Raw genomic sequence first — 15,459 nt, 5'->3', positions numbered from 1 at the left:
GTTTCGGCTCTTCTGACTCGATGTCAGAACGTTTACAGACGGTACAGGGTTGCGCTCAATCGCCAGTTCTGTAACTGTCGCTCACGCAAAACCCAACCCCCACAGCGGACTTCGGAGCGCATCAGGGTGTGGCGCGCCGTCCCAGGCCGGCGCCCTGCCACGGCGTAACGCCCCTGCCCCGCCCTTCCGGCCCTCGTTTCCGGGCACGGCCCCTCGGCCGAGGGAGACACGGCCCGCTTCAGTCCGGACGACTTCGGAGACCAGGCACCAATGAAACGCACTCGCACCATCGCCGTAACCGCAGCACTTCTCGCGTCATCCGCGACACTCGGCGCCGTCACCGTGGGAGCCGGTTCGGCCCATGCCGCGAACCGCACCTACTTCGTGAGCGCCGAAGGCAGCGACAGCAACCCGGGAACCTCGACCGGCGCGCCCTTCCGCACCCTGCAGAAGGCCGCCGACAGCGCCGGCCCCGGCGACACCGTATCGATCATGAACGGCACGTACTCCGAACGCTCCGCAGGCTCCAACGTGCTGACCATCAAGCGCTCGGGCCGCCCCGGCGCACCCATCACGTTCACCGCACATCCCGGCCACCGGCCGGTGATCCACCCGGTGAAGGCGTGGAACGGCATCAGCGTCCACGGCGCGTCCTACATCTCCCTCAAGGGCCTGGAGATCAAGGGCAACAACGCCGCCCTGAACCTCGCCGGGGCCGAACGCGGATCGAGGAAGGGCGACCCCACCTACAACACCAACTGCATCTCGATCGAACGGGACAGATCCACCGGTGCGGTGTCGCACCACATCGAGGTGACCGGCAACAAGGTTCACGCCTGCGCGGGCAGCGGCATATCGGCGATCGAATCCGATCACCTGACCATCTCGGCGAACCACGTGTACTCCAACTCGTGGTACACGGTCTATGCCACCAGCGGTATCTCCGTCCTCACCCCACGTGACGTGGGGAGCTCCGACGCCAGGACGTACAAGATCCGCATCACCGGCAATCGCGTCCACGACAACGAAACCAAGATCAAATGGGAGAGGTGCCGCTGCTACTCCGATGGCAACGGCATCATCATCGACACACTCAAGGGCGACGCCGACCACCCCGCGTACGGTGGGCGCGTCCTGGTCGCCGGCAACCTCTCCTACGACAACGGCGGCTCGGGGATCCATTCCTTCAAGAGCCGGCACGTCGACATCGTCCACAACACGGCGTACATGAACGGCCGTAGCACCCGCATGAAGAGCTACGCCAACATCTTCGCCCACGACAGCACCGACGTCCGGCTGCTCAACAACATCGCCTACGGCCGGCCCGGCCAGGCGACGAACAGCAAGTCCCGCAACGCGGACGTGACCTACGACTACAACGTCTACTTCGGTGGCAAGGCTCCTGAGGTCAAGGGTCCGCACGACATCGTCGCCGACCCGGAGTTCGCCGACGCCGGCACCACGGCGGACGCGACCTTCCGGCTGCGTGACAGCTCCCCGGCCATCGGGTCGGGCACTCCGTTCAGCGCTGTCACCACCGGCACCCGCCGGGCAGATGGTGCGCCCGACCGTGGCGCCTACGGCTTCGCAACCGCTACCGGTGACGTGACACAGGGTGCTTCCGATCCCGGCGGCGACTCCGGTTCCGGCGCCGGCGGTCGGCAGGATGATGCCCGGCCCGGGGGAGAACAGCCCGGTACGACCGACACCACCGCCTCGCCCGGCGCAGAAGGGCTGAACGAGACCGATGGTGGCGGCGGATCCGACCTGAACGCGAACAGCGGGGACGGTCCGCTCGCACAGACCGGCGGCTCCGATCCCCTGCTCCCCCTCGGCATCGCGGCGGCCGTTCTCGCCCTCGGCGGCGGTCTTGTCGCGGCTGCCCGTCGCAAGCGCTCCTGACCGTCCGGTTCACCCGGACTCCTGACGTGGTGCCGACCCCGTCCCCCCGTGCCAAGGGGTCGGCACCACCGCGTACCCGTCCGGCCGCACGCGCGCGGAGCTACTCCGCTGCGGCGGCTCAACCCGCTGACAGGCGTGTGACATGGCAGCCGAACAACAGCGCAGAACGCATGGCCTCGCAGGGGAAGACCCACCCGACTCTCCGCGCATCGCCTGGCGCAAACAGATGAGGGCAAGCGTCCTTGATGCCGCGCACGACCTGACGTGCGAAGCAGGGTGGGACGAGGTCAGCCTTTCGGCCGTCGCAGCACGCGCTCAGGTCTCCCGCCCCTCCGTCTACAAGGAGTTCGGCAATCGAGCCGGTCTGGGACGCGCCCTGGTGATCCGTGAGACCCGGCAGTTCCTGGCCGGGGTGGCCGACACGCTCTATCCCGGCCTGCCCGACTCCCAAGCCTGCCTCGAAGCCGCCATCCGGTACGTGCTCGAGGAAGCTCACACCCAGCCCCTCATACGGGCTGTCATCGCAGCCGCCCGCCACGGCTCCGACAGCCTGCTCCCCTACCTCACCGCCCGGGCGGACCCGATCTTCGACGCGGGCCAGTACCTGGTGCGGGAATGGTTGCGCACACGCTACCCGGGGCAGCGTACGGAGACTCTTGAGATGACAGCGGACATCATCGTCCGCATGACCATCAGCCATCTCGTCCTGCCTGCCGCCGAACCGCACGTCACCGCCCGAAGGCTCGCCACGGCCGCACGGGAACTGCTGCGGAGTCCGGGATCGGCCGAAGCCGCCGTGCCCAGAAGTCCCATCGAAGCAGCCGAGCCTTTCTGACCCCGCGCTGCAGCGTGTCCGGGAGCGGACTCCGGCTCGGGCAAGCACATGGCGCGTCACGTGCGTGCCGCCCTCGGTGTCCCCATGGGAGTTTGCCCGCGGTTCATCTCTCGGCCGCTTCGGGTGATCGACACGGGGCGTACATTTCGGGGCGTGGACATACCTGTCGCGTTTCGCTGGGTGCTCACGGCCCTGGTCGTACTGCAGCTTCTCTCCCTCTTCGCCGTCCTGCGCCGGATGCGCCGACAAGGACCCGGTCGACGGGCCGAGGCGCGGTGGGACGCCCTCGACGGCGTCAGCGGTGTCGCGCTCCTGGCAGGGCTCCTCATCGGCAACGCCCCGCTGATGCTCTGCGGCGCGGCGCTCATGGGCTGCGTCCTCACGGTGAAGGCGATCCGTTTCCTGCGCGCGGCGGGCTGACGAAGGCCTAGAGGAAGCGGCGCACGGGCAGGACGGCGGCCTCGGCGATGCGCTGGAGGGCGGCGCGGCGCTTCCAGCGGGACGGGTCGACGGGGGTGCTGCGCAGCAGGTCCGCGTCGAAGTCGCGGTCCAGGCCCGCGGTGAAGTCCTCGTCGAGCACGGCGAGCATGACTTCCTCGTCGTGGCTCATGGAGCGCCGGTTGAAGTTGGTGGAACCGATCAGCGCGGTCACGCCGTCGACCGTCATGATCTTGGCGTGCATCATCGTCGGCTGGAACTCGCGGATGGACACGCCCGCCTCCAGCAGGCGCTCGTAGTGGTACTGGCCCGCAAGTTGGCAGGCCCGCTGGTCCGTGTGGGGGCCGGGCAGCAGGATCTCGACGGTGACGCCGCGCCGCGCGGTCGCGCACAGCAGGTCGACGAAGTACGTGTCGGGGGCGAAGTAGGCGGTGGCGAGGCGGAAGCGCTGTTCGGCGGAGGTGAGCATGACCCGGATCAGGGTCTGCATGTCCTGCCAGCCGAAGCTCGCCGATCCGCGGACGACCTGGACGACACAGTCGCCGGGCTGTTCGTGCTCGGTGAAGCGGTCCCGCTCGTCGTACAGCTCGTCGTGGCACTCGGCCCAGTTCTGAGCGAAGGCCGCGGCGATGCCGTCCACGGCCGGACCGCGCACCTGGACGTGCGTGTCCCTCCACTCGTCGGGGTTGCGGGCGTCGCCGCACCACTCCTCGGCGATGCCGACACCGCCGGTGAACGCCGTGGTTTCGTCGACGATCAGGGCCTTGCGGTGGCAGCGGTGGTTCTGCTTGAGAGGTGACAGCCACAGCGGCTTCCGGAACCAGGCCACCTGCACGCCGGCGGCGTCCATGTCGTCGAGGAGCCTCTGCTCGATCGCCTTGGCCCCGAAGCCGTCCAGCAGCAGCCGCACCCGCACGCCGTCCGCCGCGCGCTCCGCGAGGGCGGCGGCGAAGTCCCGGGCGATCTGCCCGCGCCAGTAGACGAACGTCATCATGTCGATGGTGTGCTCGGCCGCCTTGATGGCGTCGAGCATGGCGGGGAAGATCCGGTCGCCGTTGCGCAGGGCGACGAGTTCGTTTCCTTCCGTCGCGGCGATGCCGAGGAGTCGTTCCAGCCGTCTGCGCAGCCGCTGGGCACGGGCGGCGGCGGGTCTCTGATGCTCTTCCACGAGGGTCATGTGACGTCCTTGGTCGGGAGGGAAGCCGTCGGTCGGTCCTGCGGGTCCTTGCCGCCGGCCGGTACGGCGGCGCGGGACTACGCGGGTCGGCCGTACGCGCGGACGAGGTGCCAGGCGAGGGCTCGGAGGCGAGTCAGGGAACGGGACCACGACCAGCCCGTCTCGCTGCGTCTCGGTCCGCGGCCCTCGGTGTCCGGGACCGGTGTCACTTTCATGTCCATGACGCCCGGATGCCCAGGCGTCGCCACCGTATACGCCCCGTGGGGAGGATCTCACCGCGCCGTCGACCCGCGCCCGCGGTCGAGGTCGCCATGCGTCGCTGTGCGTTCACCCTTCTTCTACGGAGCGTGCGCGACGGCTTCCCGAGCTGACGACCTCGTGTCGACGGAGGGCGGGCGGGGGGACCGGTTCCGTACCCTGGCGGCATGCGGATGCGTCCCACACTGACCTGGACCCCTCCCGAGGATCTGCCGCCGGGCATCACGGATCCGGAGCCGGTCGCCGACGCGCTGAGCACCGGCGGTGTACTGGTGCTCAGCGGCGCGGGCATCTCCACGGAGTCGGGCATCCCGGACTACCGCGGCGAGGGCGGGAGCCTGGGCCGGCACACCCCGATGACCTACCAGGACTTCACCGGCGGCGCACGGGCCCGGCGCCGGTACTGGGCGCGCAGCCACCTCGGCTGGCGTACCTTCGGCCGCGCCCGCCCCAACGCCGGGCACCGCGCCGTGGCCGCGTTCGCTCGCCACGGTCTGCTGACCGGGGTGATCACGCAGAACGTCGACGGCCTGCACCAGGCCGCGGGGAGCGAGGGCGTCCTGGAGCTCCACGGCAGCCTGGCGCGGGTCGTCTGCCTCTCCTGCGGCGCCTTCAGCCCCCGCCGCGAACTCGCCCGGCGACTGGAGGAGGCCAACGCGGGATTCGCGCCGGTGGCCGCGGGGATCAACCCGGACGGTGACGCCGACCTCACCGACGACCAGGTCGGGGACTTCCGGGTGGTGCCCTGCGCGGTCTGCGGCGGTGTCCTCAAGCCGGACGTGGTGTTCTTCGGCGAATCCGTTCCGCCGCAGCGGGTCGAGCACTGCCGCTCGCTGGTCCGCGAGGCCACCTCGCTGCTGGTTCTCGGTTCCTCGTTGACGGTGATGTCCGGCCTGCGGTTCGTCCGCCAGGCCGCCGAGGCGGGCAAGCCGGTCCTGATCGTGAACCGGGACCCGACCCGGGGCGACCGGTACGCCGTCACCCGGGTCGCGCTGCCTCTGGGACCCACGCTCACCACCGTGGCCGAACGCCTGGGCGTCCCCGTCGTTGCGGCCGACGGCGCCGAGGTGGATGTGGTCGAGGGTCAGGCAGTGGCGGACGGGAGCCGGTGACGGCGACGGAAGCGGGGCGTCATCGCACCCTCGGGTGCCCGTCGTCCGGGTCCGGCGGCTCGACGGGCAGGCCGGCCGTGTACGCGGCCTCGGCGAGCACATGACGCAGCATCTCCGGCGTGAGCCGGCCGGTGAACACGTTGCGTTGACTGACGTGGTAGGAGGCGAACACCGCCAGGGAGGCGTCCGACCCGTTCGCCGGCGCCAGGGACACCCGCCTGCCATGGCCGAACGCCGGTCGGGGCCGTGGCATGCTCCAGCCGGCCTCCCCCAGCGCGGACCACGCGGCCTGCCAGCCGAAGCCGCCCAGCGCGACCACGGAGCGCAGCGTCGGTCGCAGCAGCCGCAGCTCCCGGGCCAGCCATGGGCGGCAGGTGTCCCGCTCGTCGGGCGTGGGCCGATTGGCGGGCGGCGCGCAGTGGACGGGCGCCGTGACCCTGACGCCGTACAGTTCCAGTCCGTCGTCCGCACGCGTCGCCGTGGCCTGTGAGGCCAGGCCGAGCTCGTGCAGGGTCGCGAACAGCAGATCACCGGCCCGGTCTCCGGTGAACATCCGGCCCGTCCGGTTCGCGCCGTGCGCGGCGGGCGCGAGACCCGTGATCACCATGGCGGCGTCCCCGGGCCCGAACCCGGGCACCGGTCGCCCCCAGTACCGCCAGTCCTCGAACGCGAGACGCTTGACGCGGGCCGTCTCCTCGCGCCAGGCCACGAGACGCGGACAGGCGCGGCACCGCACCAACCGCGCGTCCAGGGCGCTCAGCGTCCGGGCGCCGGCCGCGGCCGGTCCCGGGTCATCCGTGCTCGCCATGATCGTCGTCTGCCCGTAACGGCCGGGAGGCAACCGCCGGCCGGCGCGGATCAGCGCCCCGACGCCCACTTCCGACCGGCCGGGGCCCTTCCGTCGCGTCGTCGATGGGAGGCGCACGGGGGCGCATTCAAGTGGGCCCCGGCGCGCGCGGGCGTGGAGAACTAGAAGATCATTTCGAACGTGCGCGGGGAGGTGAACCGCGCCTGTTCAAGATCGTCCTCTTGCTAGCTTCGGATCCGTGACCCCCAACTCCCCCTCTTTCGGCGACGGGTGGAACGGTCCCGGCCCCGGCCGTGCCGCCACCAGTCCGGCCGAATCGTTTCGTCCTGTGCTCCTCGACCCTTCCCGGCCCGACGACGCGGAGGCCGTGAAGGCTCTCCTCGACTCCCCCACCCTGCGCGAGGTGCACGACCGCATCGACGCCCAGCTCGAGGAGCTGGTGGGATGCCGGTTCCCCGGAGAGTCGTTCGGCCCGGCCGCCCTGGAGCGCGCCGTGGCCGACGCCCGGGGGAGCGTGCCGCCCGACGCGTACGGGACCTGGGTCTGGTATCCGTGGTCCGGCCGCCTCGTGCGGGTCCTGCCCGAGGACGCCTTCCGGCAGGTGCGGACCGACCGCAACCGCGACAAGATCACCCGCGACGAGCAGCGGCATCTGCTCACCCGCCGGATCGGCGTCATCGGCCTGTCCGTCGGCAACAGCGCCGCGCTGACCTGTGCCATGGAGGGCGTCGGAGGCTCCTTCCGGCTCGCGGACTTCGACCGGCTGAGCCTGTCGAACCTCAACCGGCTGCGGTGCGGGGTGCACGAACTCGGGCTGGAGAAGACGGTCATCTGCGCGCGCCGCATGTACGAGCTCGACCCCTACCTCGACATCGATGTCTACCGCCGCGGCGTGACGGAGGAGAGCATCGACGCCTTCTTCGCCGCGCCCCGCGAAGGCACGGGGGTGGCCGCCGACCGCGGACTCGATCTGCTCGTGGAGGAGTGCGACACGCCGTGGGTCAAGGTGGCGGCCCGCGAACACGCCCGCCGCCACCGGCTGCCGGTCCTCATGGACGCCAACGACCGCGGACTGCTGGATGTCGAACGCTTCGACACCGAGCCCGACCGCCCCCTCTTCCACGGCCGCACCGGCGACGTCCGTGCCGCCGACGTCCGCGGCCTCGACGGCCGTGAACTCGTCGACTTCCTGGTGCGCGTCGTCGACGAGCGGAGCCTGAGCCCGGCAATGACCGACGCCCTCTCCCGCGTCGGCACGAGCCTGTCGAGCTGGCCGCAGCTGGCCAGCGGCGTGATGCTCGGCGGGGCGCTCGTCACCGACACGGCCCGCCGGATCCTGCTCGGGCGGCCGGTGCCGTCCGGGCGGTACTCCATCGACCTCGAAGCCCTCATCCCCGCAGCCGACGGAGCAGCACCGTGAACCGCGTCCACCACGACAACCGAGTCCCGGACCTGCGCGGCGACCGCCTCCGCCTGCGCGAGCTCCGGGTCGACGACCACGATGCCTTCCGGCGCATCCTGACCCACCGGGTGCTCACCCGGTACCTCGGCATCGACCGCATGGACCCCGGACAGGCGCACGACGCCTTCGCGCAGGCACTCGCGCAGCCCTTCGCCCGGCCGCGGCGCACGTACACCCTCGCGGTGTGCGCCCCTGACGACGACACCATGCTTGGCACGATGGGCCTGCTGGTCGAGGAGTACGGGAGCAACGCGATGCTCACGTCCCTGGTGCTGCTGCCCGGGGCGCCCGTGCGGGGCCACGGACACGAGGCCGGACGCCTGCTCATGGCGTACGGCTTCGGCGTTCTCGGCCTGCACAGGATCTGGGCCGGCCACCGTACGGATCACCACCACATGCCCCCGGTGATGAGGGCGGCCGGCCTGCGGCCGGAGGCGACCCTGCGCCAGCTCTTCCGGACCCAGGGCTGCTGGCACGACGTCGACACCTACACCGCGCTCGCGCCCGAGTGGAAGCGCCAGGCCTCACCCGCCGAGCTCGCGATCCTCGACGGCTCGCCCTCGCTTCTGCCCACCTGACGGACCACCCGCGGGTCGGCGGACGCGGCGGATGCGGATCGGTCCCCGGGCCTTCGCCGGCTCGACGGGCCGGCCGCCCTGGGTGATCTCCACCTCTCCGGCCGTGACCAGCCGCCGCGCGGCGCGGCGCGCGGGCTCCATGAGCTCGCGCCAGCCGTCGTCGTCCCCTTCGTACACGGCGCGGGCAGCGTCGGAGGGGCAGATCGTCGCGGTCGGGGCGCGGCGCTCCAGCAGTTCCAGGATGGCCCGTTCCAGGCGTCGGACCGTCCGCCGTTCGTCGTCCGTCACCCGGCCAGTGTCGCACCGGCGCTGCCGGCACCGACGACACCGGCCCAGGCGCGGTGCGCACGGTTCGCGAGGGGTGGGTGGGGCAGGAGGGGCGCCACCCGCTCTTACGAGCCAAAGAAGGGGGCTTTCGCGGGGCGATTGTTGGCCGGGGTGTCGCCTGCCCCGCCGCGCGCGGGCTTCTAGCATTCGACCACCCCCCGCCCACATCGGCGAGGGCGGCCCGGCCCGGGCATCTGTCATGTACATGATGCTTCAACCGTCGCCGATCGCACCACCCCTTTCGTTCAGCCGTCGATGGGAGAACCATGAGAGTCCCCCTGCTGGTCAGCGGAGCGATCACCGCTCTGTTCGCCTCGGCCCTGCCCGCTCAGGCAGGCCCGTCGTCGATCGTCGACCCGCCCCCGGACAGGATCGTCATCGACATCGCCACGGTGAACGGCTCCGGCTGTCCCCTGGGCACCGCCGCCATCGCCGTGTCCGAGGACAACACCGCCTTCACCGTCACCTACAGCGAGTACCTCGCCCAGGTGGGCGGCGGCTCCTCCCCCACGGCAGCTCGACGGAACTGTCAGCTCAACCTTCTGGTGCACGTGCCCCAGGGATTCACCTACGCGATCGCCAGCGCCGACTACCGCGGCTACGCGTCGCTCCGGCCCGGTGCGAGCAGCGCCGAGAAGGCGTCGTACTACTTCCAGGGCTCGCCGAGCACCGCGTCCCGTACGCACACCTTCCGCGGTCCGTACGAGGACAACTGGCAGGCCACGGACGACACCGACTGGGCGCAGCTCGTATGGGCGCCCTGCGGAGTGCAGCGGAACTTCAACATCAACACCGAGCTGCGCGTGAACGCCGGGACGTCCGACCCCGCCGCCACCAGCTACATGACCATGGACTCCACCGACGGTGACATCAGCACCGTCTACCACCTCGCGTGGAAGGAGTGCCCCGAGAGGTGACACCGGGCCGCCCCGGCCGGGCTCCCCCTTCCCGGCCGGGGCTCCGCTCCCGAGCGGCCCGGGTCCCCGGCGATCAGGTGATCGTGAGCGCCCGCTGGGCAGTCACGGCACGGGAGTTGCGCGCGACGGCGAGGGTGTAGAGGCCGGGGACCAGTGTCCAGGCGCCGGCGTTCCAGACCGCGAGCTCGTCGGGGGTGAGGGTGAAGGTGAGGCGCTGCGTGGCGGAGGGGGCCAGGGTGATCTTGCGGAAGGCGACGAGCCGGCGCGGTTCCGCCTGGGCGGCGCTCGGCAGCGTGGCATAGACCTGGACGACCTCGGTGCCCTCGCGGCCGCCGGTGTTGGTGACGTCGACCGCGAGGGTGACCGACCTCCTGGCCGGGTCGTAGGCGGCGGTGAGCGAGCCGTGGGCGAAGGTCGTGTAGGACAGGCCGTGCCCGAAGGGGAACCGGGGCTGCTTGCCCTTGGCGTCGTAGTAGCGGTGGCCGACCGCGATGCCCTCGTCGTAGGAGACGGCGCCGCTCTGGCCCGGGTAGGTCGCGGGGGTCGATCCGGGTCCCTGGGCGGGGTCGGCGGGGAAGGTCACCGGGAGGCGGCCGGAGGGGTCGCTGTCGCCGAAGAGGACGGCGGCGAGTGCGGTGCCCATGCCGCTGCCTCCGTACCAGGCCTGGACGACGGCCTCGACGTCGTCGAGCCAGGGCATGGCCACGGGCCCGTCGGTGTTCAGGACGACGATGGTGCGGGGGTTGGCCGCTGCGACGGCGGCGATGAGACGGTTCTGGTCCCCGGGCAGGTCGAGCCGCTCGTGGTCCATAGCCTCGCCTGCCACCCGGTTGACGAAGACGACGGCGGCGTCGGCCGCCCGCGCGTTCTGGACGGCGGCGGGGATGAGGGAGGCGGGCTGCCATCCGAGGGTGAGCCCGCACGTACCGGGGTCGGCGCCGGCGTTGGTGTAGGTCAGCTCCACGGAGACCGTCCGGCCGGCGGTCAGGTCGCAGGTGCCCTGGAGCGGATAGTCGTAGGGGCCGAGGAAGAAGCGCCGGGTGCCCCGGGATCCCGAGACGACGGCGACTCCGTCGATCTTCAGCGTGGCCGTGCCGGCGGTCAGGAGCGAGAAGCGGTGCAGGCCCGTGTGGGTCGGGGTCAGGGTGCCCGACCATGTCGCGGACCAGACGGCCGGCAGGGTGTCGACGGGGGCGCTCATGAAGTCCACGACGGTGTCGGTCCGGGTCACCACGGGGGTCCCGGTCGGCTCGGCGGTGGCGTAATAGCGTCCGCTGAGGCCCGCGGCCCCGCCGGCGGTGCGCAGCACGACCGAGGGGACGGTGGCCAACGGGATGTCGCCGCTGCTGCCCTGGGTGTGGGTCACCTTCACGGCGCTGCCCGCGCGGGTCCGGATGGCCTGGAGCGGCGTGGTCCAGGGGCCGGGGTCGACGTAGGTGGAGCCGGAGACACCGGTGAAGGCGTCGGTGCCGGCGGGGCCGATGACCGCCAGTGTCCTCAGCCCGGCCGGCAGCGGCAGTGCGGAGGAGCGGTTGGCCAGCAGGACCGTGGATTCGAGCGCGGCCTCGTGGGCGAGGGCCTTGTGCGCGGGCGTGCTGGCGTCCTGGACCGGGGAGGAGACGGGGTTGTCGACGAGCCCGTTGGCGAACATGGTGACGAGGATGCGGCGGGCGGCGTCGTTCACCCGGGAGGCGGGGACGGAGCCGTCGGTGAGTGCGCCGGGAGCCAGTTTGACGCCGGCGGGGCCGAGCCCGGCGAGGTCCATGCCCGCCTTGGCGGCGGCGACCTGGTCGTCCCCGGCCCAGAAGTCGGGGACGGTGTAACCCTGGAGGCCCAGGCGGTTCTTGACGTCGGTGAAGAGGGCGGGGCTCTGGGTGGCGAAGGTGCCGTTGATCTTCGGGTAGGCCATCATGACCGAGCTGGTCGGCGCGGCGGCGATCACCCGGCGGAAGGGCGCCTGATAGACCTCGTGCAGGGCCCGGTCGGACACCAGGGTGTCGGTGAAGAAGCGGTTCACCTCCTGGGTGTAGGCGGCGAAGTGCTTGACGGTGGCGGTCACCCGGCGGCTCTGGATGCCGGTGGTGAGGGCCGCTCCGAGGCGGCCGGCGAGCAGCGGGTCCTCCCCCATGGTTTCGGCCTGGCGGCCGAAGTGCCAGGTGCGGGCCAGGTCGATGGTGGGGCCGAGGAGGCTGTTGTAGCCCTTGGCGCGTCCTTCGGTGCCGAGCGCGACACCGATGCGCCGGGCCAGGTCCTCGTCGAACGTAGCGGCCTGGGCGAGGGGGACCGGGAAGGCGGTGACGCCCTGCTCGCCGCGCAGGCCGGCGGAGGCGTCGACCATGGTCAGTGCGGGGATGCCGAGGTGGGCGACGGCGGCGAAGTCGCACCGGATGAGGGCCTCCTTCTCGGCGGCGGTCATCCGGGCGAGGAGGGCGTCGGCCCGCTCGAAGGCGCGGGGGTCGGGCGCGGTGATCGCCTGGGCGCTGGCCACGGGGGCCATGCTGACGGCGAGAGCGGTGGCGATGGCGGAGGACAGGAAGGATCGTCGGTTCACAGCGGCTCTCCGGACGCGGGAAAGGGCGGGGCGGGCCCGCCGAGGTCGGGTGCGAAACTGGGATGTCCGGCGGCGAGGGCACGGGCCGGCGAGTTCTTGCGCTTTCCGTCCTCGAGGGTTTTCCGCGTCCCGCGGTACCCAGTTCCAAGGACTCTTCGGGCGCTCGAGGTGAAGCGCCTCACACGAATCGGAAAGCTATTGTCATCGCCGCTTCCGGTCAACCCTTCTGACATCGGAAATTGATCGGAGCGCCTCTGACCTGCTCGATCAAAGAATTCTCCGGCACAGAGAAAGAAGAATGAGACAAGCCGCCCACGTGAGGCCGGGATCGCCATACGGATATTCGATGACCGCCATCCGGCATACGAATGCGGAAACCTCCTTACCCTCGGGCACGGGAATGCCCGGCATGAAGGATCGCTTCATGCCGGGCATTCCCGAGGAAAGGCGTGCCCGCCGCGAGATGTGCTCAGTCGCGCGCGTCCGGGCCGAGGGTGTGCGTTCCGGGGCCGAGCGCGACGGGTGCGAGGCCGGGGAGTTCGGCGACGGCGGTGCAGCCCGGGGGCACGGTGAGGCGGGCCCGTACGCCCGCGGTGGTCGCCTCCCAGGAGACCGAGGCGGTTCCGTGGGGCGTCTCGTGGCGGGTGCGCGCCCAGGTGATGCCGCCTCCGGGCCGGGGCCGGAAACGGAGCGTCCGGGCGCCGGGCGCCGTGCTGGCGAGGCCGCCGATGACCCTGTGGAGCCAGTCCGCGACGGCGCCGAGGGCGTAGTGGTTGAAGGACGTCATGCCACCGGGGTTGAGGGTCCCGTCGGGGCGGAGGCTGTCCCAGCGCTCCCACACAGTGGTGGCGCCCATGGTCACCGGGTAGAGCCAGGAGGGGCATTCGGTCTGCAACAGCAGGCGGTAGGCGATGTCGAGGTGCCCGGTGTCGGTGAGGGCGTCGCAGACGAGGGGCGTGCCCACGAAGCCCGTGGCGATGCGGGCGTCGTCCTGGAGGACGAGTTCCGCCAGGCGGTCACCCGCGGTCTGCCGCCGCGAGGCGTCGAGCAGGTCGAAGCCGATCGCGAGCGCGTAGGCGGTGGGGCTGTCGCTGGACATGCGGCCCGTGCCGAGGACGTACCGGGACCGGAAGGCCGCCGTGACCTCGTCGGCGAGTGTCCCGTACCGGAGGGCGTCCGCGGTGCGGCCCAAGGCGCGGGCGGAGTGGGCGAGATGACGGGCGGAGTGGGCGAAGTAGGCGGTGGCGACGAGGTAGCGGTCGGTGCGGCCGCCCGCGGGATCGTCCGGCGGTGCGGCCGGGTCGAGCCAGTCGCCGAGCTGGAAGCCGGTGTCCCAGAGGCGGTCGGGGCCGGCCAGCGTCTCGACGCGATCGACCCACGCCTGGGCCATGGAGTAGTGGCGGCGCAGGAGTTCGAGGTCGCCGTAGCGCCGGTAGAGCACCCAGGGGGTGAGGGTGGCGACGTCTCCCCAGGCGGCGCCGGGCTGGATGGGCGTCCACATCGGTTCGCCGGGGATGACGGGCACGTACCAGGGGATGGTGCCGTCGGGCAGCTGCTCGAGGCCGACGTCGGTGAGCCAGGAGTCGAGCATGCCGGCGCAGTCGTAGAGGAAGGTCGCGGTGGGGGCGAAGATCTGGATGTCGCCGGTCCAGCCCAGCCGTTCGTCCCGCTGGGGGCAGTCGGTGGGCAGGTCGACGAAGTTCCCGCGCATGCTCCACACGACGTTCTCGTGGAGCCGGTTGACCATCGGGTCGCTGCACTCGAACCAGCCGGTGCGGCGCATGTCCGTGTGGTGGACGCGCGCGGCCACGGCGTCCTCGGTGAGGTCGCCCGGCCAGCCGGTGATCTCCGCGTGGCGGAAGCCGTGCAGGGTGAAGCGGGGCTCCCAGGTGTACGGCCCGCCGCCGGGCAGGACGAGGGTGTCGGTGGAACGGGCCTCGCGCAGGGGCCGAGTGGCCAGTTCTCCGTCCTGGAGGACCTCCGCGTGCCGGAGGGTGAGGGTGGTGCCGACGGGGCCGTCGGCGGTGATGCGGAGCCTGCCCACGAGGTTCTGCCCGAAGTCGAGCAGATACCGGCCGTCGGCCGTGCGGGTGATCGTGGCCGGGGAGACCTCCTCGGTGCATCTGACCGGCGGGCCGTCGGGGGCGGTGAGGGTCGCGGGGTCCCGCTTTCCGGCGCGTACGGGAGTCCAGTCACCGGCCCGGGCCGCCGGGGTGGACCACCGGGGGTCGTCGAGACGGGCGTCGAAGGTCTCCCCCTCGTACAGTCCGCTCGTCAGGATGGGGCTCGGAGCCGCCTGCCAGGTGAGGTCGGTGGCGACCACGCTGGTGGTGCCGTCCTCGTAGGTCACCTCCAGCTGGGCGATGAGCGACTGGTCGCTGCCGTAGATGTCGCGGGTGCCGCCGTCGAAGCCGTACCTGCCGCGGTACCAGCCGTCCCCCAGCCAGGCGCCGATGGTGTTGGCGCCCTCGGTGAGGAGGGAGGTGACGTCGTGGGTGCGGTAGCGCAATCGGTGGGGGTAGACGGTCCAGCCCGGCGCGAGCGCCTCGTCGCCGACGCGGGTGCCGTTGATCTCCGCCTCGTACAGGCCGTGGGCGGTGATGTAGAGGCGGGCTCGCGCGACGGGCCGGTCGGTCCGGAAGTCCTTGCGGACGCGGGCCGGGCGGCGCTCGGCGGCCGTGCCCTCGTCCCAGGCGGCGCCGACGGGGACGGCGATCCAGTCCTCGGGACGCAGCAGGCCGGCCTCGACGGTGCTGGGGGCGCTCCAGGGCGACGGTCCGGCGCTGCCGGAGGACCAGGTCCGTACGCGGACGACGGCACGCTCGCGGGAGGCGAGCGGTTCTCCGGGCCAGGGGACGAAGAGGTGCTCGGCCCCGGTGACGCGGCCGGTCCGCCACGGGCGGCCGCCGCGGTCGAGCTCGACCTCGTACGCTTCCTGGGCGCCGGAGCCCGGCGCCGGGGTCCAGGACAGGCGGGGAGCGGCGGTGCCGATGCCGAGGCCGTCCGGGAGGTGCTCGAAGCGCACCGGGGAGGGCTGGAGGGACTGCAAGGGAGGGACCTTTCGTGTGCTCGGGAGGGGCTGGGGCGGATCGCC

At 71.7% G+C, this 15,459-nt stretch carries 11 protein-coding genes and 1 pseudogene; 7 read left to right on the top strand and 5 right to left on the bottom strand.

The window, feature by feature from the left end; genetic code table 11:
- The first annotated feature begins 270 nt into the window (after nt 1-270).
- The 3 genes from ACZ68P_RS27215 (at nt 271) to ACZ68P_RS27205 (ending at nt 3,157) form a co-directional block, all read left to right on the top strand.
- Nucleotides 271-1,902 carry a right-handed parallel beta-helix repeat-containing protein gene (locus tag ACZ68P_RS27215; protein WP_471010642.1) on the top strand — a complete coding sequence of 544 codons (1,632 nt, stop codon included), beginning with the start codon at nt 271-273 and terminating at the stop codon, nt 1,900-1,902.
- A gap of 142 nt (nt 1,903-2,044) precedes the next feature.
- The gene (locus ACZ68P_RS27210) at nt 2,045-2,737 is read left to right on the top strand and encodes a TetR/AcrR family transcriptional regulator (RefSeq protein ID WP_471010640.1); all 693 of its coding nucleotides are present in this window, start codon (nt 2,045-2,047) and stop codon (nt 2,735-2,737) included.
- A gap of 153 nt (nt 2,738-2,890) precedes the next feature.
- On the top strand, nt 2,891-3,157 hold the full coding sequence (locus ACZ68P_RS27205; protein WP_471010639.1) for a hypothetical protein: 267 nt from the start codon (nt 2,891-2,893) through the stop codon (nt 3,155-3,157).
- A gap of 7 nt (nt 3,158-3,164) precedes the next feature.
- Here the strand turns inward: ACZ68P_RS27205 and ACZ68P_RS27200 are convergent, their stop codons facing one another.
- Nucleotides 3,165-4,352: a phospholipase D-like domain-containing protein gene (locus ACZ68P_RS27200; RefSeq protein WP_471010637.1), complete on the bottom strand. Its 1,188-nt coding sequence runs from the start codon at nt 4,350-4,352 to the stop codon at nt 3,165-3,167.
- Nucleotides 4,353-4,777: 425 nt separating this feature from the next.
- Between ACZ68P_RS27200 and ACZ68P_RS27195 the strand changes: the two genes are divergently transcribed.
- Nucleotides 4,778-5,722 carry an NAD-dependent protein deacetylase gene (locus tag ACZ68P_RS27195; protein ID WP_471010635.1) on the top strand — a complete coding sequence of 315 codons (945 nt, stop codon included), beginning with the start codon at nt 4,778-4,780 and terminating at the stop codon, nt 5,720-5,722.
- A gap of 19 nt (nt 5,723-5,741) precedes the next feature.
- Here ACZ68P_RS27195 and ACZ68P_RS27190 read toward each other — a convergent pair whose 3' ends face one another.
- Nucleotides 5,742-6,530 (bottom strand): uracil-DNA glycosylase, encoded by a 789-nt coding sequence (locus ACZ68P_RS27190; RefSeq protein WP_471010632.1) that lies wholly within the window; start codon nt 6,528-6,530, stop codon nt 5,742-5,744.
- A gap of 328 nt (nt 6,531-6,858) precedes the next feature.
- Here ACZ68P_RS27190 and ACZ68P_RS27185 point away from each other — a divergent pair, with 328 nt between their 5' ends.
- Nucleotides 6,859-7,950, top strand: a complete 1,092-nt coding sequence (locus tag ACZ68P_RS27185) for a ThiF family adenylyltransferase (protein ID WP_471010630.1) — start codon at nt 6,859-6,861, stop codon at nt 7,948-7,950.
- The gene (locus ACZ68P_RS27180; protein ID WP_471010628.1) at nt 7,947-8,570 is read left to right on the top strand and encodes a GNAT family N-acetyltransferase; all 624 of its coding nucleotides are present in this window, start codon (nt 7,947-7,949) and stop codon (nt 8,568-8,570) included. Before ACZ68P_RS27185 ends, ACZ68P_RS27180 begins: the two co-directional genes overlap by 4 nt.
- Nucleotides 8,571-8,588: 18 nt before the next feature.
- On the opposite strand, the pseudogene ACZ68P_RS27175 reads toward ACZ68P_RS27180, so the two are convergent.
- Nucleotides 8,589-8,858 (bottom strand): annotated as a pseudogene (locus ACZ68P_RS27175) (DUF3253 domain-containing protein); the annotation flags it as partial.
- Between the two features lie 305 nt (nt 8,859-9,163).
- Here ACZ68P_RS27175 and ACZ68P_RS27170 point away from each other — a divergent pair.
- Entirely contained in the window at nt 9,164-9,814 is a 651-nt protein-coding gene (locus ACZ68P_RS27170) for a DUF4360 domain-containing protein (RefSeq protein ID WP_471010626.1), read from the top strand.
- Nucleotides 9,815-9,887: 73 nt separating this feature from the next.
- Here ACZ68P_RS27170 and ACZ68P_RS27165 read toward each other — a convergent pair whose 3' ends face one another.
- Both ACZ68P_RS27165 and ACZ68P_RS27160 read right to left on the bottom strand, forming a co-directional pair.
- A complete protein-coding gene (locus ACZ68P_RS27165) occupies nt 9,888-12,365 on the bottom strand; it encodes a beta-glucosidase (RefSeq protein ID WP_471010623.1) in 2,478 nt (825 codons plus the stop codon).
- Between the two features lie 469 nt (nt 12,366-12,834).
- The gene (locus ACZ68P_RS27160; protein ID WP_471010621.1) at nt 12,835-15,414 is read right to left on the bottom strand and encodes a family 78 glycoside hydrolase catalytic domain; all 2,580 of its coding nucleotides are present in this window, start codon (nt 15,412-15,414) and stop codon (nt 12,835-12,837) included.
- Nucleotides 15,415-15,459: the final 45 nt, after the last annotated feature.

This window comes from Streptomyces sp. NPDC036822, assembly GCF_055609145.1.
Note: the sequence above shows the minus strand (reverse complement) of the source record. Positions and strands in the feature narration are given on the sequence as shown.